At 62.9% G+C, this 18,601-nt stretch carries 19 protein-coding genes; 4 read left to right on the top strand and 15 right to left on the bottom strand.

Features of this window, described 5'->3' with window-relative positions; genetic code table 11:
• Window positions 1-3: 3 nt before the first annotated feature.
• From C2U40_RS17015 to arnB, 8 genes are all read right to left on the bottom strand, one after another.
• The gene (locus tag C2U40_RS17015; protein ID WP_011704920.1) at window positions 4-873 is read right to left on the bottom strand and encodes a phosphoribulokinase; all 870 of its coding nucleotides are present in this window, start codon (window positions 871-873) and stop codon (window positions 4-6) included.
• A gap of 175 nt (window positions 874-1,048) precedes the next feature.
• Window positions 1,049-1,495: a 4-amino-4-deoxy-L-arabinose-phosphoundecaprenol flippase subunit ArnF gene (arnF, locus tag C2U40_RS17010; RefSeq protein WP_103828237.1), complete on the bottom strand. Its 447-nt coding sequence runs from the start codon at window positions 1,493-1,495 to the stop codon at window positions 1,049-1,051.
• Window positions 1,492-1,836 carry an EamA family transporter gene (locus tag C2U40_RS17005; RefSeq protein ID WP_016349710.1) on the bottom strand — a complete coding sequence of 115 codons (345 nt, stop codon included), beginning with the start codon at window positions 1,834-1,836 and terminating at the stop codon, window positions 1,492-1,494. The genes arnF and C2U40_RS17005 overlap by 4 nt, the downstream gene beginning before the upstream one ends.
• Window positions 1,836-3,479, bottom strand: coding sequence for a lipid IV(A) 4-amino-4-deoxy-L-arabinosyltransferase (gene arnT, locus C2U40_RS17000; RefSeq protein WP_103828238.1), 1,644 nt, complete (start codon window positions 3,477-3,479; stop codon window positions 1,836-1,838). The genes C2U40_RS17005 and arnT overlap by 1 nt, the downstream gene beginning before the upstream one ends.
• A 69-nt stretch (window positions 3,480-3,548) precedes the next feature.
• Window positions 3,549-4,448 carry a 4-deoxy-4-formamido-L-arabinose-phosphoundecaprenol deformylase gene (gene arnD / locus C2U40_RS16995; RefSeq protein ID WP_103828239.1) on the bottom strand — a complete coding sequence of 300 codons (900 nt, stop codon included), beginning with the start codon at window positions 4,446-4,448 and terminating at the stop codon, window positions 3,549-3,551.
• The gene (arnA, locus tag C2U40_RS16990) at window positions 4,441-6,432 is read right to left on the bottom strand and encodes a bifunctional UDP-4-amino-4-deoxy-L-arabinose formyltransferase/UDP-glucuronic acid oxidase ArnA (RefSeq protein ID WP_016349713.1); all 1,992 of its coding nucleotides are present in this window, start codon (window positions 6,430-6,432) and stop codon (window positions 4,441-4,443) included. Before arnA ends, arnD begins: the two co-directional genes overlap by 8 nt.
• Complete coding sequence (gene arnC / locus C2U40_RS16985) at window positions 6,429-7,409, bottom strand: undecaprenyl-phosphate 4-deoxy-4-formamido-L-arabinose transferase (RefSeq protein WP_024944375.1); 981 nt, start codon at window positions 7,407-7,409, stop codon at window positions 6,429-6,431. Before arnC ends, arnA begins: the two co-directional genes overlap by 4 nt.
• 6 nt (window positions 7,410-7,415) lie before the next feature.
• Complete coding sequence (gene arnB, locus C2U40_RS16980) at window positions 7,416-8,552, bottom strand: UDP-4-amino-4-deoxy-L-arabinose aminotransferase (RefSeq protein WP_016349715.1); 1,137 nt, start codon at window positions 8,550-8,552, stop codon at window positions 7,416-7,418.
• Between the two features lie 220 nt (window positions 8,553-8,772).
• Between arnB and C2U40_RS16975 the strand changes: the two genes are divergently transcribed.
• Window positions 8,773-10,119, top strand: a complete 1,347-nt coding sequence (locus tag C2U40_RS16975) for a UDP-glucose dehydrogenase family protein (protein ID WP_103828240.1) — start codon at window positions 8,773-8,775, stop codon at window positions 10,117-10,119.
• Between the two features lie 429 nt (window positions 10,120-10,548).
• Here C2U40_RS16975 and C2U40_RS16970 read toward each other — a convergent pair whose 3' ends face one another.
• Window positions 10,549-10,791 (bottom strand): YheU family protein, encoded by a 243-nt coding sequence (locus tag C2U40_RS16970; RefSeq protein ID WP_011704929.1) that lies wholly within the window; start codon window positions 10,789-10,791, stop codon window positions 10,549-10,551.
• Window positions 10,792-10,874: 83 nt separating this feature from the next.
• Between C2U40_RS16970 and C2U40_RS16965 the strand changes: the two genes are divergently transcribed.
• Entirely contained in the window at window positions 10,875-12,035 is a 1,161-nt protein-coding gene (locus C2U40_RS16965; RefSeq protein WP_181014852.1) for a sensor domain-containing diguanylate cyclase, read from the top strand.
• Here C2U40_RS16965 and C2U40_RS16960 read toward each other — a convergent pair.
• The 3 genes from C2U40_RS16960 to C2U40_RS16950 all read right to left on the bottom strand — a co-directional run bounded on the left by C2U40_RS16960 (window position 12,017) and on the right by C2U40_RS16950 (window position 14,835).
• On the bottom strand, window positions 12,017-13,000 hold the full coding sequence (locus C2U40_RS16960; protein WP_043159594.1) for a hydrolase: 984 nt from the start codon (window positions 12,998-13,000) through the stop codon (window positions 12,017-12,019). The two genes, C2U40_RS16965 and C2U40_RS16960, sit on opposite strands and share 19 nt — an antisense overlap.
• 67 nt (window positions 13,001-13,067) lie before the next feature.
• Window positions 13,068-13,967: a chemotaxis protein gene (locus C2U40_RS16955; protein ID WP_011704932.1), complete on the bottom strand. Its 900-nt coding sequence runs from the start codon at window positions 13,965-13,967 to the stop codon at window positions 13,068-13,070.
• Between the two features lie 181 nt (window positions 13,968-14,148).
• Complete coding sequence (locus C2U40_RS16950) at window positions 14,149-14,835, bottom strand: hypothetical protein (protein ID WP_103828241.1); 687 nt, start codon at window positions 14,833-14,835, stop codon at window positions 14,149-14,151.
• A gap of 39 nt (window positions 14,836-14,874) precedes the next feature.
• Here C2U40_RS16950 and C2U40_RS16945 point away from each other — a divergent pair, with 39 nt between their 5' ends.
• Window positions 14,875-15,081 (top strand): YheV family putative zinc ribbon protein, encoded by a 207-nt coding sequence (locus C2U40_RS16945; protein ID WP_011704934.1) that lies wholly within the window; start codon window positions 14,875-14,877, stop codon window positions 15,079-15,081.
• Window positions 15,082-15,226: 145 nt separating this feature from the next.
• Window positions 15,227-15,865: an FKBP-type peptidyl-prolyl cis-trans isomerase gene (locus C2U40_RS16940; protein WP_011704935.1), complete on the top strand. Its 639-nt coding sequence runs from the start codon at window positions 15,227-15,229 to the stop codon at window positions 15,863-15,865.
• A gap of 54 nt (window positions 15,866-15,919) precedes the next feature.
• Here C2U40_RS16940 and C2U40_RS16935 read toward each other — a convergent pair whose 3' ends face one another.
• From C2U40_RS16935 to C2U40_RS16925, 3 genes are all read right to left on the bottom strand, one after another.
• On the bottom strand, window positions 15,920-17,248 hold the full coding sequence (locus C2U40_RS16935; protein ID WP_052816382.1) for an IS4 family transposase: 1,329 nt from the start codon (window positions 17,246-17,248) through the stop codon (window positions 15,920-15,922).
• 119 nt (window positions 17,249-17,367) lie between these two features.
• The gene (locus C2U40_RS16930) at window positions 17,368-17,583 is read right to left on the bottom strand and encodes a SlyX family protein (protein WP_011704936.1); all 216 of its coding nucleotides are present in this window, start codon (window positions 17,581-17,583) and stop codon (window positions 17,368-17,370) included.
• A gap of 14 nt (window positions 17,584-17,597) precedes the next feature.
• Complete coding sequence (locus C2U40_RS16925) at window positions 17,598-18,566, bottom strand: WD40 repeat domain-containing protein (RefSeq protein ID WP_103829340.1); 969 nt, start codon at window positions 18,564-18,566, stop codon at window positions 17,598-17,600.
• Window positions 18,567-18,601 lie beyond the last annotated feature (35 nt).

Below are 18,601 nucleotides of genomic sequence, written 5' to 3'. Positions count from 1 at the left end.
GGCTCAGGTGATCTTGCCGGTTTCAATCAGTTGCTGGATCAACGGGCGCAGGATCAGCTCCATCGCGAAGCCCATCTTGCCGCCCGGCACTACGATGGTGTTCATCCGTGACATGAAGGATCCGTCGATCATCGACAGCAGGTAGGGGAAATCCACCTGCTTGATGCCGCGAAACCGTATCACCAGCATACTCTCGTCCAGACTCGGGATCACCTTGGCGCTGAAGGGGTTGGAGGTATCCACCGTCGGCACCCGCTGGAAGTTGATGTGGGTGCGGGAGAACTGGGGGGTGATGAAGTTGATGTAGTCGTCCATGGAGCGGACGATGGAGTCGGTGACCGCCTCACGCGAATGGCCGCGCTCCGAGGTGTCGCGAATGAGCTTCTGGATCCACTCCAGGTTGACGATGGGCACCACCCCGATGAGGAAGTCCACGTGGCGGGCCACGTTGTGCTCATCGGTGACCACGCCGCCGTGCAGCCCTTCGTAGAACAGCAGGTCGGTGTCGCTCGGCAGGTTCTGCCAGGGGGTGAAGGTGCCCGGCATCTGGTTGAAGGGCACCGCCTCGTCGAAGCTGTGCAGGTAGCGGCGATACTGGCCGCTGCCGTTCTGGCCGTACTCCTGAAAGAAGCTCTCCAGCAGGCCGAAGTCGTTGGCCTCGGGGCCGAAATAGCTGATGTGGCGCCCCTGTTCGCGCGCCTTGCGGATCGCCACGTCCATTTCCGGGCGGGTGTAGCGATGAAAACTGTCCCCTTCCACCACGGCCGCCTGATAACCGAGCTGATGAAACATGGAGCGAAAGGCGTTGGTGGAGGTGGAGGTGCCGGCTCCGGACGAACCGGTAACCGCAATGATGGGATGCTTTGCCGACATAGAATTCTCTCTTCCTTGGGAGTTCCGTTATAAAGGCATGTTCCGAGTGCGGTCAAGTGTGCGACCTGACAGTACCACCGCGCAACTGCTTCGCGGGCGTGCCAGTGTGCCTGCACCGGTCGCAGACGCAAAAAAGGGCTGCCGTGGCAGCCCTTGCGACAAGCAAAGAGAAAAACTAGCCGGCCTGCTTGGTGCCGGCCGCAGGCTTGATCCCTACCAGCACGGCCCCCAGCAGAATGAACAGCACCCCGAGTGCCTTGCCGGGCTCCAGCGGCTCGGCGAAGAGCGGGATGTTGACCGCCAGCAGGTAGACCAGCGCATAGCTGGTGCTGAGCAGGGGGTAGGCGATGTTGAGCGGAGTGGAGTGCAGCGCTGCCAGCCAGCAGAGCAGCGACAGGGCGTAGCAGCCCACCCCGGCCAGGATCACCAGCAGCGGCAGCGGATGGGCCAGCATCACGGCAAGATCCATCTGCCAGGTCGGCAGCTGGATCACCCCCCACTTCATGCCGAGCTGGGCGGCTGTCACCAGCAAGATGCTGCCGAGCACGTAGAGATACCCCTTCAGCGCCGCTCTTGCAGGGCTGGCCGGTCGTTGGCCCGCCTGCGGATGGTCATCGCTCATAGCAAGCCTCCCAGCAGCAGGGCGCCCACTATGATGGCCCCCACTCCCAGCCAGTTGTGGTAGCTGATCTGCTCGTGAAAGAACAGCCTGGAACCGACCAGCACCAGCACCAGATTGATGCTGAGCATGGGGTAGGCCATGCCGAGCGGCAGCCGTTGCAGCAGGTAGATCCAGAGCAGCATGCCGCAGCCGAGCGCCGCCACGCTGGCGATGAGCCAGGGTGAGCGCAGCTTCTGCCAGTGGTTGCAGGGCTGGCGCTGCCAGCTGACGACCGCCTGCTTTTGCAGCATCTGGCCGCTGCAGGTCAGCAGGCACACCAGCAACAGCAGCAGGATGTCCATCACTGGGCCCCGTGGTAGATGAGCAGGGTCAGCCGGTGGCTGACGATGGTCTCGTCGGCGGGAGGGACGGGCCCGGTGTTGCCGTCGCGATCGGTCTTCATCAGCAGAGCCACCTGCCCATTCTTGCGCGCCTGTGCCAGCCAGGCTGGGAAGTCTGCACGGGCCACGTAGCGCCCCGCCGCATCCGGGTAGCCGAGGCCGTAATGCACCTCGCCCTTGCTGTCGAACAGGTTGATCTCGCTGCGCTGGGTGCCCCAGGCGAGGGAGGAGGCCAGTCCGACGTCGTTGGCCAGCAGGGTTCCCGACTTCATCAGCACGGCCTGATTGGCTTCGATGAAGCGCTCCGGCAGCTTGGAGTCGATCAGCGATTGCGGCAGCGCCCAGGGCAGGCCGATGGCCAGCACCATGGGGCAGAGCGCGCTCAGGGTCCAGCGGCGGCTGACTTCCTTCAACTGGATGAAGCCGAGCAGACTCCAGCCGGCGAAGATGACCATGGCCACCGCCAGCGCACCGTGATCCTCCTCGCCATAGACGGCGTGGCTGGGGGCGAACGCCAGCACGGCCAGCACCACCAGGCAGATGAGGCCGAACAGGCCGTTGAGCCAGGCATTGACCCGCAAGGCCCGCTCTTTGCCCTCCTTGAGCAGGTCGACGGCGCTGGCGGCCATCAGCATGGCCAGCGGGGCGAAGCAGGGCAGGATGTAGGTGAGCAGCTTGCCCTTGGCAATGCTGAAGAACAGCAGGGGCAGGATCACCCAGGCCAGCAGGTAGAGGGTTTCCGGGCTTATCTTGCGCTCCTGCCAGCCCTTGCGCAGGGCGCCGGGCAGCAGGCCGAGCCAGGGCAGGGTGCCGAGCAGCCCCATGGGCAGGTAGTACCAGAACGGCGCCTTGTGCTGGGCGTTGTCGGCGGCGAAGCGCTGGATGTGTTCAACCCAGAAGAAGTAGTGCCAGTAGTCCGGTTCGCGCAGGTGCACGGCGATGGCCCAGGGGGCGGCCAGCAGGACCGCGCTCAGGATGGCCAGCGGCCCGAAGCGCACCAGCTCGAGCAGGCGGCGCTGATAGATGACGTAGGGCACGATGACCACCACGGGCACCGCCAGGGCGATGAAGCCCTTGGTGAGAAAACCCATGCCGCAGGCGAGGCCGAACAGCAGGTAGCCGCCGACCCGGCTGCCAAGGGAGCCCTCCTTGCGGATGATGTAGAAGCTCACCATAGCGGCGTTGAGCCAGAGGGTCACCATGGCGTCCAGCACGCTGTAGGTGCCGATGCCGTAGACAATCAACAGCGACAGATAGATGAGCCCGGTCAGGAAGGCCTTGCGCCGGCACTGCCACAACTGCAGGGCAAACCAGCAGATCAGCAGGGCGCTCAGACCGGTGGCGGCGGCCGAGGCGAAGCGCACGGCGAAGTTGGTATCACCGAACAGCTGCTGGCTGATGCTGTTGAACCAGTAGCCGGCGATGGGTTTCTCGAAGTAGCGCAAACCCAGGAAGTGGGGCACCACCCAGTCGCCGGTGCTCACCATCTCCCGGCTGATCTCGGCGTAGCGGTTTTCGTCCGGGCTCCAGAGCGGCCGCTGGTCGAGCGGCAGCAGGTAAAAGAAGAGAAAGAACAGGGGCAGGGCCCACTTGGTCAACGTCATGACATCCTCTGTTGCATGGTGTGATTAGCGCGATGGTTAGTCCTGCCACCCGAGGTGGCGTCATTCATCTCAGGCCTCGGCCTTGCAGCCGAGCCAGCCCTCCCGTCCGGGCAGGGTGCCGCGGACCAGCCGGCCGGTCGGCAGCGTGGTCGGGTCGGATGGTAACAGATCCCCGAGCGGCACGAAGCGGATGCCGCGCGCCCTGGCTTCGCCGAGCAGGGCATCGAACTGCTCGGCCATCACGATCCCTTCCACTTCGGCGTGGATGGTGTAGACGTGGGGGCCCTGCGCCGGCGGGGTCGCCAGCTGCTCCAGCAGGAAACGGTTGAAACCGTCGACCGTGACCTGATGGCCCACCACCTCGTCGAAGGTGGGCAGGTTGACCGGGATCTGCGGGGTGCCGGGGCGGCCATCCTGCAGCAGGGGCCGAAACAGGCCGCTGCCGCGACAGTCGCTGTTGTAGCGAAAGCCGAACGGCTCCTTGGCCTGGGTGGTGAGCGGGTCAGCCCGCCAGCCGGCGGCGGCGGAGCAGTCCACTTCGCGCCCCAGGATCTGGTTGAGCGCATCCACCCCGAGCCGGGTCTGACGTGTGAGCTCGGCTTCGTCCCAGCGGCCGGTGTTGGCCTGCCAGCCGTGGTGATCCCAGGCGTGCAGCCCCACCTCGTGACGGGCGCTGTCGGTGTCGCGCATCAGGGAGCCGAGCTGCTTGCCGATGGACTTGCCGGGCCAGGCGGTGCCGGCCAGCAGGATGTCCAGCCCATAGAGGGATGCTGCGTTGGAGCGCAGCATCTTGAGCAGAAAGCGGGGTTTTAGCAGGCGCCACAAGTGGCGCCCCATGTTGTCCGGTCCGACCGAGAAGAAGAAGCTCCCCTTGACCTGATGCTTGTCGAGCAGTTGCAGCAGGCGGGGCACCCCGTCACGGGTCCCCCTGAAGGTATCGACGTCGATCCGCAGACCTACCTCAGTCATGCTCGACTCCCGTCGTGACCGCCCCTTGCAGGAAGAAGTCGAGGGTGTTGCCGATGGTCTCTTCCATCTCGATGGTCGGTTCCCAGTCCAGCAGGCGGCGGGCATTGGCGATGCTCGGCCGACGGTGGGAGACGTCCTGATAGCCGTCGCCGTAGAAGGATTTGCTCTCCACCAGCTTGAAGCCGGCAAACGGCGGGAACTGGTCGCGCAGCGGGTGAGCCTCGAACTTGGCGAGCAGGATCTCGGCCATCTGCTGGATGCTGGCCTCGTTGTCCGGGTTGCCGATGTTGATGATCTGGCCGTCGCAGCGGTTCTCCTTGTTCTCGATGATGCGGAACAGGGCCTCGATGCCGTCCTCGATGTCGGTGAAGCAGCGTTTCTGGGCGCCGCCGTCCACCAGCTGGATCGGGGTGCCGTCCACCAGGTTGAGGATCAGCTGGGTGATGGCGCGGGAGCTGCCGATGCGGGCGGAGTCCAGGCTGTCCAGACGCGGCCCCATCCAGTTGAAGGGGCGGAACAGTGTGAAGTTGAGCCCCTCTTTCTTGCCGTAGGCCCAGATCACCCGATCCAGCAGCTGCTTGGAGACCGAGTAGATCCAGCGCTGCTTGTTGATGGGGCCGACGATGAGGCGGGAGCTGTCTTCATCGAAGCTGTGATCGTCGCACATCCCGTACACCTCGGAGGTGGAGGGGAAGATGATGCGCTTGTGGTATTTCACGCAGTAGCGGACGATCTTGAGGTTTTCCTCGAAGTCGAGCTCGAACACGCGCAGCGGGTTGCGGGTGTACTCGATGGGGGTGGCGATGGCCACCAGTGGCAGGATCACGTCGCACTTCTTGATGTGATACTCGATCCACTCGGTGTGGATGCTGATGTCCCCTTCCACGAAGTGGAAGTTGGGGTGACCGATGAAGCGGTCCACCGCGCTGGAGCCGATGTCGAGGCCATACACCTCGTAGCCGCCATCCTGGAGCAGGCGCTCGGTCAGGTGGTTGCCGATGAAGCCGTTGACGCCGAGGATCAGCACCCGGGTCAGCCGCGCCTTGCGCAGGGCATTGCTCGCCTTGGCGCCGATCTTCATCCCTTCGACCAGCCCCAGTTCGCGGGCCAGCTGGGCGCCGCGCACATAGAGTCCGCCTTCGGCCTGACCGGCCACGATCTCCAGCACCCCTTCACCGCAGGCGATGCGCAGCGGCTCCTGGCTCAGGATGGTGCCCGGCTGCTTGTCGCTCTGCTGGGCCAGCCAGTGGCTCTTCCACACCGTCAGCTTGCGATCGCCGGCGAAGCTGAAGGCGCCCGGGTAGGGCTGGGTGACGGCGCGCACCAGGTTGTGCAGTTCGCGGGCCGGGCGGTGCCAGTGCAGTTCGCCATCGGCCGGGGTGCGGCGGCCATAGTAGCTGGCCTTGCTCTCATCCTGCGGGGTGAGGCGGATGTCGCCGGCGCGCAACTTGGGCAGCTCCTGCTCCAGCAGTGCCCGGGCGGCGAGGCGCACCTTGCCGTGCAGGGTCAGCGCGGTGTCGTCGTCGGCAATGGTCACCGCCTGCTGGGCGACGATGGCGCCGGCATCGGGCTTGGCGGTCATCTGGTGCAGGGTGATGCCGGTCTCGGCCTCGCCGTTGACCAGGCACCAGTTGATGGGGGCGCGACCGCGGTAGGCGGGCAGCAGGGAGCCGTGCAGGTTGAAGGCGCCGACGGTCGGGATGTCGAGGATCGCCTGCTTGAGCATGTTGCGGTAGTAGAAGGAGAAGAGGGCCTGGGGTGCCAGCTCGCGAATGCGCTCAATCCAGAGCGGGTGGTTCACGTCCTCGGGGGAGTAGACCGGCAGGTTGTGCTCGGCGCAGAGCTGGGCGACCGAGCCGAAGAAGCGGTTCTCGCCCGGATCGTCGGCGTGGGTGAAGACGGCCTGGATCTCGTAGCCTGCCTCGAGCAGGGCCTCGATACCGGTGCAACCGATATCGTGATAAGCAAAGACGACGACTTTCATTGTTCAGCTTCCTGTTGCGAAGGGGTGGTGGCGCTGCGCACGATCTGGTGGATGAAGTAGCGGGGACGGGCGCGCACGTCGGTGTACATGCGGCCTATGTATTCTCCCAGCAGCCCCATGCCCAGCAGCTGCACGCCGACAAAGGTGAAGAGAATGGCAAAGAGGGTGAAGACGCCATCGGCGGCCCAGTCGGCGCCCAGAATGAGGCGCATCAGGATCAGCAGGATGGAGAAGGTAAAGCCGATGCCTGCCACCACGCTGCCGACGATGCTGAGCAGCCGCAGCGGGGTGGTGGTCATGCAGGTGACCAGGTCATACATCAGATTGATGAGGTGCATCAGCCCGTATTTGGACTCGCCGTGGGCCCGCTCGGCGTGGCCCACTTCCAGCTCTATGGTGCGGCGGGCGAAGCTGTTGGCCAGGATGGGGATGAAGGTGCTGCGCTCCTGGCAGCAGAGCATGGCGTCGATGATGTGACGGCGGTAGGCGCGCAGCATGCAGCCGTAGTCGCTCATGTGCACGCCGGTGGCCTTTTGCACCGACTTGTTGATGAGCTTGGAGGCGGTCTTGCGAAACCAGGAGTCCTGCCGATTGCGGCGCATGGTGCCCACCACGTCGTAGCCCTGCATGGCGGCTTCGACCAGGCGAGGGATCTCCTCGGGTGGGTTCTGCAGATCCGCATCCAGGGTGATCACCAGATCCCCCTTGGCGGTCTCGAAGCCGGCCATGATGGCGGCGTGCTGACCGTAGTTGCGGTTGAGCAGCACCCCGACCAGCTTGCTGCCCTCAACGGCGGCGGCGTCTCTGATGAGCTCGGTGGAGCCGTCGTGGCTGCCGTCATCGATCAGGATCACCTCGTAATCCTGTGACAGCTGATCGCAGGCGGCGGTGACCCGGCTCAGCAGCGCGGGCAGGCTGGCCTCCTCGTTGTAGACGGGGATGACCACCGAAACCAGCTTGATGTCAGTGTTGTTCACGTTGCATTACTCCAATATGTCGATAAGGGCCGCGACCACGCGGTCGACGTCGGCCAGCGTCATGTCCGGGAAGAGTGGCAGGGTGCACAGGCGTGACGAGTTCCACTCGGTATGAGGCAGGCTGAGGGTCGGGTAGCGTTCGCGGTAGTACTTCTGGGTATGGGCTGCCCGAAAGTGCAGACCGGTACCGATGCCGCGCTCCTGCAGTGCCTGCATCAGCTGATCCCGGTCGAGCCCGCAGCGATCCGGGTCGACCCGTACCATGAACAGGTGCCAGGCGTGCAGGTGGGGGTAGCCCGGCACGGCGAGGGGCGCCAGCGGCAGACCGGTCAGCCGCTCCTGGTAGCGGGCCACCAGTTCGGCTCGCTTGGCGTTGAGCTCGGGCAGGCGCGCCAGTTGCACCAGGGCGATGGCGGCGTTGATGTCGGCCAGGTTGTATTTGAAGCCCGGGGTGATCACCTCCGCCTGCGGCTTGCGGCCCAGGCTCATGCGATCAAAGGCATCCACCCCCAGGCCGTGGAATTTGAGCATCCGAACTTTGTCCGCCAGTGCCTTGTCGTCGGTCACCAGCATGCCCCCTTCGGCGCAGGTCAGGTTCTTGATGGCGTGGAAGGAGAAGATGGCGGTGCCGCTGGCGCCGATCCAGCGCTCCCGGTAGCGGGTGCCGACCGCGTGGGCGGCATCCTCGATGACCGGTATGCCGTGCTGGCCGGCCAGCGCCAGGATCGGATCCAGATCGACCGGGGCGCCGGCGTAGTGGACCGGGATGATGGCTTTGGTCCTGGCGGTGATGAGCGGCGCGATCAGCTCGGCGCTGGTCATCAGGGTATCCGGGTCCACGTCGACGAAGACCGGCTCGGCCCCCAGCAGGGTGATGATGTTGATGGTGGAGACCCAGGTCTGGGAGGGGGTGATCACCTCATCTCCCGGGCCTATGCCCAGCGCCAGCAGGGTGACGTGCATGCCGGCGGTGGCGGAGCAGAGTGCGACCGCGTGCTGGCAGCCGAATGTGTCGCAGAATTGCTGTTCCAGTTCATGATTCTTCGGGCCCGTGGTGATCCAGCCCGATTTCAATACGTCACAGACAGCACTTATCTCGGCATCACCGATGGCGGGCCTCGAAAATGGCAGAAAATCTTGCATAAGAGATCCAACGAAGAATATTAATCAGTGCCCGTAAAAGCGGGCCGCCCCAAAAATTGCACTCAACATAACGTATATAAAAGCGGGCCTGCAATGGTCCAGAAACAGCTGGTAACAATTAACTGGTGCGGTCATCTTAGGTAATGTGATAAATATTTATAACCCCCCCAACTCTTGTTTTTCCAAATTACATTTTCTCTGACATTTTGGTTGTATCAATATGAACATTACTGTATTTGGAAGTGGCTACGTGGGCCTGGTTCAGGCCACCGTACTGGCCGACGTCGGTCATCAGGTGATCTGTGTCGATGTCGATGAACAGAAGGTGGCAGCCCTGATGGATGGCCAGGTGCCCATCTATGAACCCGGTCTCGAATCCCTGCTGCAGCGCAACATCAAGAGCGGCGCCCTGGTGTTCACCACGGACGCCGTGCTGGCCGTCAAACACGGCGATGTGCAGTTTCTGGCAGTAGGCACGCCACCGGGGGAAGATGGTTCCGCCGATCTGAGCCACGTGCTGACGGTGGCCGAGACCATCGCCCAGTATCGCGATCGGCCTGTCATCATCGTCAACAAGTCGACCGTGCCGGTGGGCACCGCCGACAAGGTGACCGCCAGGGTCAACGCCATCCTGCAGCAGCGAGATCAGTCGTTCACCTTCGACGTGGTTTCCAACCCCGAATTTCTGAAAGAGGGCTCCGCCATCCAGGATTGCCTGCGGCCGGATCGCATCGTGGTGGGCACCGCCAACGAGGCCTCCCGCCAGCTGATGCGCGAGCTCTACGAGCCGTTCAACCGCAACCACGACCGCATCCTGTTCATGGATGTGCGCAGCGCCGAGCTGACCAAGTACGCCGCCAACTGCATGCTGGCCACCAAGATAAGCTTCATCAACGAGATAGCCGGGCTGGCCGAGCGGGTCGGCGCCGACATCGAGATGGTGCGCCAGGGGATAGGCTCGGATCAGCGCATCGGCTATCAGTTCATCTACCCGGGTTGTGGCTATGGCGGCTCCTGTTTTCCCAAGGATGTCAAAGCCTTGCTGGCCACGGCCCAGGAGCTGGAGTACGACACGCCGCTGATCCGGGCGGTGGAGCGAGTCAACGAATTGCAAAAATCGCGGCTGTTTCAGCTGTTGTCAGCGTTCTTCTGCGCCGAAGGGGAGAGCCTGGCCGGCAAGACCATCGCCCTGTGGGGGCTGGCGTTCAAGCCCAACACCGACGACATGCGCGAGGCGCCGAGCCGGGCCTTGATGGAGGCGTTGTGGCAGGCCGGGGCGACCGTGCAGGCCTACGATCCCGAGGCGATGCAAGAGGCCCAGCAGATCTACGGCAACTGTGACAAGCTACGGCTGATGGGCACCAAGGAGGCGGCGCTGTTTGGTGCGGATGCCCTGGTGATCTGCACCGAGTGGAACCATTTCAAGGCCCCCAATTTTGCCGCCATCAAGCAGGCGTTGCGTTATCCGCTGATCGTCGATGGCCGCAACCTGTTTGATCCGGGCCGGATGAAAGATCATGGTTTTCATTACTACGCCATCGGGCGGGGCGAATCGGTAATGAAATAAAAAGACCATGCCACGCTGCCACCATGTTTCAGTGCCATGGCAGTGCGGCATCTCTTCACGCTGAACAAGACTATTTTCGTCACTATTGTCGGTGAGCGTTGTTGTCATATTTATTTAATATTGTGAGCTGATTCACTTTATTAATTTTATATTGCCGCTATGGCCAGGTTCTCTGCATGGCTCGCCACTATTAATTAAACCGGTATTGATATGGCCTATTTTCCCGCAGCATATTGCCGCGGGGCACCAATCAATGCATAACATCCGGCAGAGCGCACTCTGCTCACAATAAAAATGGCCCTCCGCCAGTGCGGAGGGCCATTTTTATTTTCTGAAAAGGAGCCGCCAGCCCGGCGGGAACTGTCGGGTTGGTGCCGCCATCGTGTCTGCCCGGCTGGCAAGACCCAGATCGGGATGGCAATGGGCCGGCTATTCCGGTATATCGTCCACCTGAGCCCGGTCGAGGGTCGCCTTGGGCACTATGTTCACGCTTTCGTGCAGCTCGCTGTAAACGATCACGGCCAGCCCCTGCTGCAGCTGTGTCCTGACATCGGCGACCTTGTCGGCCAGACTGACATCATGTTCGCCGTACTCGGTGCCCTCTTGCAGCACGAAGTGCTCGAGCAGGTTGTTGAGGGTGTCTGCATCCAGCTCTTGCCAGGGGATAATCATGGTTTCATCTTCCGTTACCAGAGAGCGGGTATTGTCTATCTGTCGGCAGCAAGCGCAAGGGATTTATATGGCAGCAAGCAGGTATGAACATGCTCTCTGATGAACAACGTCGTCTCTCCAGCCACCTCGATCACCATCTGTACGAGTCTCGCCGCCACGCCCTGAGCAAGGGGTTGCGCTGGTTCTGGGCCGTCAACCAGCTGGCGATCCTATTCCTGCTGGCGCGCTTCTATGTCTATCAGGACGCCCATCTGGTGGTGGCCCGGGTATTGCCCTGGAGCTACGAGGTGCAGCTGGTGCTGATGACGCTGGCCTGCCTGTCGTTTCCGCTGTTCTGGCACTGGCTCTCCCGTCAGCCCCCCACCATCTGGCAACCCTGCCTGCGTGCCGGTGCCCTGCTGTGGGGGATCGGCTGGGCGCTGCTCGGTTACGCCATCGCCTTGGTGGAGCTGAGAGGTGGTTTCAGCCTGGCATTCGATCTCATCAGCATGCTGCTGATGACGGCGCTGGTGGCGCTCTATTGCGAGGTGCGGCTGTTCTACTGCTTCAGCACCCCGCCGCTGCTGTTTCTGCTGCTGGAGGCGCTGCTGGTCAAGGTGCCGTTTCCGGCGGTGCACTGGATGGCGGTGGGCTGTCTCATCATCATGCTGGAGACGGGCAGGCGGATGCTCAACGGCTGGTTCGAGCTGGCGGTATCCCGTGAGCACGAGAACCTGACCCTGGCCCGCCAGCTCGATGCCATGGCCAAGCGGGATCCGCTGACCGGGCTGGCCAACCGGCGCCACTTCGACAACGTCGGCGAGCAGATTCTGCAGGAGGCGAGAGAGCAGCACGGCGAGTTTGCCATCCTGCTGCTGGACGTGGACTTCTTCAAACGCTTCAACGATCACTACGGCCATCTGCAGGGGGACAACTGCCTGATCGCGGTGGCCGACTGCCTGCGCGAGGCCATTCGCCAGCCGGCCGACGTGGTGGCCCGCTATGGCGGGGAGGAGTTCGTGCTGTTGCTGCCCGGTGCCGATGCGCTGGCCGCCAGCGCCATCGCCAAACGCATTGCCGCCGCGCTGGCCGGACGAGGCATCCTTCATGCGCAGTCGGAGGTGTCGGATCGGGTCACCGTGAGCCAGGGCATCGCCCTGTGGCACGGGGGGCAGGATGGCATCGCCGACATGCTGGTGCGTGCCGACGAGGCGCTCTATCAGGTCAAGGAGGCTGGCCGCAACGGCTACCGGCTCGCCCCCTGAGTCTGCTCCCGCAGCCACTGGCTGATCCGCTCTTCCAGCCAGAACCGCGGTCGCCAGGGGGTACCGTGCAGGAAGCCCACGTGGCCACCCTGGCGGCTCAGCTCGTAGCGCACCATGGGGGAGAGCTGCTCGGCCTGCGGGATCACCGCCTCGGTCATGAAGGGATCGTCGGCGGCGTGGATCACCAGGGTGGGGATGGGGATCCGTGCCAGCATCCCCAGGCCCGAGCAGCGCTGATAGTAGTGATCGGCACTGTCAAAACCGTGCAGCGGCGCCGTGACCTGCTCATCGAAGTCGCGCAGGGTGGCGATGGCGCGCACCTGCTGCGGCTGCCAGCGGGCACCGGCCGCCGCCTGCCGCTGGATCTTCTGCTGCAGGTTGTGGCGCATGGTGCGCAGCAGATAGCTCTGATAGACCCGCGAGAAGCCCTGATTGACCCGATCGGCGCAGCTGTCCAGCCGCAGCGGCGCCGAGATCACCACCGCCGCCGTCAGCTCGCTCGGGCAGGCGCGCGCCAGCAGATTGACCAGCATGTTGCCCCCCAGTGAATAGCCGATGGCGATGAGCGGTTTGCCGGGAAAGCGGCGGCCCAGCTCGGCGATCAGTGCCTGGGCATCCTCGATGGCGCCGGAGTGATAAGCCTGCAGCAGCCGGTTCGGCTCGCCGCTGCAGCCGCGAAAGTGCATCAGCACCGCCTCGTTGCCCTGATGTTGCAGGTGGGCGAACAGTCCCTTGGCATAGTGGGAGTGAATGCTCCCCTCCAGCCCGTGAAACAGCACGATGAGCGGCCGCTCATCCCGGCTGATCTCGCCGCTCCAGGCGAGATCGACAAAATCGCCATCCGCCAGCTCGAAGCGCTCCGCCACGAAATGGGCCGGTTGCCGGCGCAGCCACTTGGGCAAAATGGTTTGCAGATGGGGATTGCGCGCCCACCAGGGGGCGTGGAAGTGGCTTTCGATCAGCATGCTGGGTCCGCGGGGTGACAGGGACAGAAAAGGCAATGGCGAGAAGCCGGGCTTCTCGCCGTCGGGATCAGGCCGGCAGGCTGTCGTGGTGCTCGGCACCGCGCAGCATGGCCTGGATCAGTTCGTTGGCTTCAAACTTGGTCAGCGCCTCGTGAGCACCCACCTGATGGGCCCGCTCTACGCTGATCTCGCTGGAGAGCGAGGTGTGCAGGATGATGTAGGCGCCCGCCAGTTTGGCGTCACTCTGCACCTCGAAGGCCAGCTCATAGCCGTCGAGCCCCGGCATCTCGATGTCGCTCACCAGAATGTCGATGGGGGTCTTCTGGCTGGCGCGGGTCTGCATCAGGGTCAGCGCATCCTTGCCGTTGGTGCACACCTCGTAGGGGATGTTGATATAGTCCAGTGCCGCCATCAGCTGGCGACGGGCGACCGAGGAGTCATCCACCAGCAGGATCCGCATCGGCTTGATCCGCTCCCGCTGCACGTCGGTCAGCACCGGATAGAGGTGGCTGGGATCGTCCGGATAGACCCGGGAGAGGATCAGCTCCACGTCCAGCAGCTGGATCAGCTGGTCATTGACCCGGGTCACACCGGTGACGAACACGTTGTGGCCGAGAGTGGCGGGCGGCGGCTCGATGTCGCGCCAGTTGCACTCGGTGATCTTGTCGATGCCGCGCACCAGAAAGCCCACCAGGGTACGGCGGCAGTCGGTGATGATGATGAAGCAGTGCGGCATCTCTTCCTTGCTGATCGGGCGATAACCCACCGCCATGGCCATGTCGATCACCGGGATGGTGGTGCCACGCATGCTGGCGGCGCCGAGCACGGTCGGGTGCGAGTGCGGCATGGCCGTCAGCTGGGTGTAGGGCACTATCTCTTTCACCTTGAGGGTGCCGATGGCGAAGGATTGCTTGGCCGAGAGATGAAACAGCAACATGCCCTGGGATTGGTTGGCCTTGCTTTTCATGGCAGATGTCCTGTGAGTCAAAACGGTATCAGTCAATTCAGGCCCCTAGCATAAAGGATTATAGAAGAAATGGCCTTGTGGTTATTAACGACCATTGGCCGCAAAACTGGACTCATTTCATCCATTTATTGCCGCAATCCGCGCTTGTGCGCACTGCCTGGGGCCCTCATGGGCGTGGTGTTCAGCGCGCCTGCAACGCCTCCAGCGGGGTGCCGAGCCACTGCTGGCAGGCGTGGGCGAGCGCGGCTTCATCCCCATAACCCAGCTTGCTCACCACCTGGGCGCGTTGGCTGCCGCTCTTGAGCAGCCGCACTGCCTGCAGCAGCTGCCACTGGGCGCGCAGCGCGTCGCCCGCCAGCGCCGGGTCGCTGAGGCCACGCTGCGCCAGACATTGCTGCCATGCCGCATCGCTGCCCTCCTGACCGTTTGCCAGCGCCAGCCAGGCGGCCTGCAGGGCATTGTCTGGCTGGGGGGCAATGGGGCAGGCCGGCAGCTCGTCGAGTATCACCTGCAAGCGGTGGCCATAGGCACCTTGCCAGTCGCGGGGGCGCTGCCACTGGGCCAGGCCGTCGAGCAGCGCCGCCAGCAGCGGGGTGGGCTGCAGCCAGCCCGCCCGCTCTGGCTGCTCCACGCGTACCGAGCAGGTCAGCAGATCATGCTGGCAGCCCGCCAACGGGGTGAATGCGGCCAGGGCATCGGCACAGAGCCAGAAGTGGCTTCCCGTCGGCATCAGCCACTCATGGGCGCCGAGTCGCAGCAGCGCCGCGCCCCGGGTGATCCGCAGCAGCTGGCCCACCGGCACGCGCTTGCGGGCACCGACTTGCAGATGCGAAGTGGAAAAATGCTGATATTCGATGGCGTGATGCATGTAAAAACCCTGATATGATGCTGCCTGGAGGTAACAAAAATGGAAACCAGACGTAAAAAACGCTTCATTGCCGGTGCGGTCTGTCCGGCGTGCGGCAAAATGGACACCATGATGCTGTATATGGAGCATGGAGTCGAGAAGGTGACCTGTGTCGAGTGCGGGGATACCCAGGTACAGACCCAGGCCGAGGTGGACAAGGTGACCCGGGAGACGGAACAGGTAATCGGCGTGTTTCGTCCCGAGTGAGTGCCGGCCTCAAGGTGATGGCACGCCGGTCAGGCTGGCCGCTGTTGATTGCTTTTTCATCACGCTGAAGCCGGACCGACCATATGCTTGTCTGCCTTTTTGAGGTATTCTGGGCCCGTTTTTTTCTATCCGCAGGATCCCTGACATGAAAGTAGCTCCCCTGAGCGTGGTTACGCTGGAATACACGGTCACCGACGAACACGGTGAAGTCATCGACACCACTGTCGGTAAAGAGCCTCTGGTGTATCTGCACGGTACCCGTTATCTGGTCTCCGGCCTCGAAGCCGAGCTGGAAGGTCGCAGCGTGGGCGAGGCATTCGACGTCACCCTGACGCCGGAGCAGGCCTATGGCCAGTACGACGAGAACCTGGTGCAGGAAGTGCCCGGCGAGCTGTTCGACGGCATGGAAGTGTCTGAAGGGGATACTTTTGTGGCCGAGACTGACGACGGCCACCGCCCGGTGACCGTGATCGAAGTGTCCGAAGAGTTCGTCAAGGTGGATGGCAACCATCCGCTAGCTGGCGTGACCCTGGGCTTCAAGGTCGAGATCAAGGACGTGCGCGCCGCCACTGCCGAAGAGCTGGCCCACGGCCACGTTCACGGTGCCGGTGGTTGCGGTCACGATCATGGCCACGACCATGATCACGACCACGGTCATGAGCACGGTGGTTGCTGCGGTGGTGGCCATCACGGCCACGATCACGGTCATGACCACGGCGACGACCACGGTCACGGTGGCTGCTGCGGTGGTGGCGGTTGCGGTGGCAAGGGCCATCAGCACTGATCACGGCATTGCCGATGATAAAAAAAACCCGCGCCTGGCGCTAATGCCAGTCAGTTAAGCCTGACTGGCATTGTTTTTACTAGGTTTTCTCGTCGCATACTTCTGTGGTTTGGCTTTGATGCACCTTGGGTAACTTCGTTCTCGGCGGGCGGGTAACTTGAACTGCTCTGCCTGTTTGTCCAACTCAGCGACACGCCCTGGAACCATGCCCGGTGACACAAACGGCAGGCAACTGAGTTCATGCAGCAGATACACCGATGCCATGTGAAAGCTCAACTGGCTGGCCGTATAGCCCTTTAAGCTCGCCGCCATCCTAACCATCTGATATCTCAGTAGGTTATAGGCCAATACCAAGCCCCATAGCTCCTGCCTTACTCCATCGGGTTTCTTGCTGCGCAGCGTCAGCCGGTGCTGTTGCAGGCTATGTTTCATCTCCCGATAGCCCAGCTCGATTTCCCAGCGATTCTGGTATAGCTCCATCAACTCGCTGGCCGGGAAGCGCAGCGGGTCGGTGAGCGAGGTCAGCACCTGCCGCTCCTTGCCGTTTACCGTCCGGGTCAGCAGCCGGGCTTCGAACTGCTCCGGCAACTCGCTCCACTTCTTCTTGGCCTGCGGACTGGCTCTGAGGCGTACCAGCACATCCTGCCGCCCCAGCTTGCGGATGACCTCGTATTGAGCCCCCTTTTTCAGCGGAATAAGCCAGTGACGCGCTACGCCCTGGCGTTGCCAGGCATGGAGTAACCCCAGTGAGTAGAAGCCCTTATCGAACAGGGTCAGGCTATTATCGGGTGTTTTTTCAATCAGTTGCTCTGCCAACACCATCTCGTTTACCGCACAGGAGTCCATCACTGTCTGGGTCAGCAGATGACTGGTCAGCTCCATCTGACACAACATGCGGACCTGGGGATATTGCGTCTCCCCCTGGACGGTTTTCGACTTGGCAAAGGCGCCGGCATTGTCCGGAGTATCGGGCGTGCGCCAGACCACCCCGTCCACGGCCAGCAGCTGCAAGCCGGCCCAGGTGGGGTGCTGACACTGCTGATGCCAGAGTGTGGCGGTCTGCTGGAACACCTGTCGAACGGCTTGGTCAGCCAGTTTTTGGCGCGCCTGGATGAAGGCGCTGGGGACGACAAACGGCCGGTCGCCGGGTAACAGGATATCGAGCTGGTTGGCCAGCTGGGCCATAGGGACATGACGAAACAAGGACATCCCGATAATGGCCCATAGCACCCGCTCCATGGGCATGCGCCGTCGGCGCAAGGAGACGGAGCCCGTCTCGGCCAAGCAAGCCTGCACCAGTTCAGGTGACAGCAGGTCAGACAGGGACTCAAACTTTCCGGGAGGACAGGCGTGAATGAAGTCGAGAGCTTGGTCGATACGCATAAAAAAATCCGAAACCCAACAAGGAGTTTCGGATTCTTACACAGCCTGAGGATCGGTCAATGGATCCTTAACTGATCGGCATTAGCGCCTGGCGCGGGTTTTTTTATGGCTGGCACTCATCAGTAGTGCGGTGGCGGGGTCTCTTCGGCCATGCTGGCGATCTGGCTCGGCTGCACGCTCTGCAGCTTGTCCACCAGCAGCTGGATCTGATGCTTGAGCCGATCCAGCTCGCGGCCCTGGGTGGTGACCTCGTCGTTGAGCTGCTCCACCGTGTATTCGGCGAAGGCGAGGCGGCTTTCCAGGGTTTCGAGGCGATCGTTTAATTGCTGACTCATGGGCCTTTTGGTCCTTACTTGATAGTCCAGATTTCGGCCAGGCCGCTGGAGCTGGCGCTGACAAGGTGGCTATTGTCGCGCAAAGCCACGCCGTAGACCACTGCGCTCGGCGGTTTCACCCTGGGATGGGGCGAGACGCGCCAGCTCTGCAGCAGTCTGCCGTCGCTCACCTGCCACAGGGAGAGCTGGCGGGAGGGGGCGCCGGTGATGAGCCACTTGCCGTCGTTGGCAAAGCGCGCCGCGGTGTAGACCTCGAAGCGGTGATCGAACTGCAACCGGCTCAGCTCCTTGCCGGTTGTCAGATCCCAGATGCTGGCCTGGCGGCTGTCGGCGGTGAAGGCGAGCCGTCCGCTCGGGTCGAGCCGGGCCAGCACCACCCGACCGGCGTGGTTGAAGCGCCACACTACCTGGCCTGAGCGGGTATCCCACAGGTAGGCGCTGTAGTCGTTGCCGCCGGTGAGGGCGTAACGGCCATTGGGGGAGAGATCCACCGTGTTGACCTGCTCGGTGTGGCCGAGAAACTGCAGCCGGCGGCCGCTGCGGGTATCCACCACTTCCGCCTTGCCGTCTTCCCGGCCGATCAGCACCTGGCGACCGTCGGCCGACAGGGCGATGTCCCTCAGCCTGGATTCAGGAAGCGAATAGTAGCCTTGCGACTGGCCATCCTGCAGGCGCCAGATCCCGAAACTGTCGGGGGTGGCCGTCACGGCGTGGCTGTCGTCCGCCGAGAAACGGGTGATGATGATGAAGTTGTCCGGATTGTCGGACTGGCGCCAGCGCCAGCGCTCCTTGCCCTGTTCCAGATCCCACACCACAGTGCCCTGGCTCAGGCTGGAGACGATGGCCTGCTTGCCGTTGCTGGCCAGATCGGCGCTCAGCAGCCCCTGGTTGGCGAGGGTCAGTTGTCGGTCCGGCGATGAGCTCTGTTCGCAGCCTGTCAGTATCAGGCAAATCGCGACGAGATAAATGGCACTTTTTATCATTTTTCCTGTCTCATGCTTTCGTTACCTGCGATCAC

Source organism: Aeromonas sp. ASNIH4, assembly GCF_002934425.1.
Classification (GTDB): Bacteria; Pseudomonadota; Gammaproteobacteria; order Enterobacterales; family Aeromonadaceae; genus Aeromonas; species Aeromonas hydrophila.
Note: the sequence above shows the minus strand (reverse complement) of the source record. Positions and strands in the feature narration are given on the sequence as shown.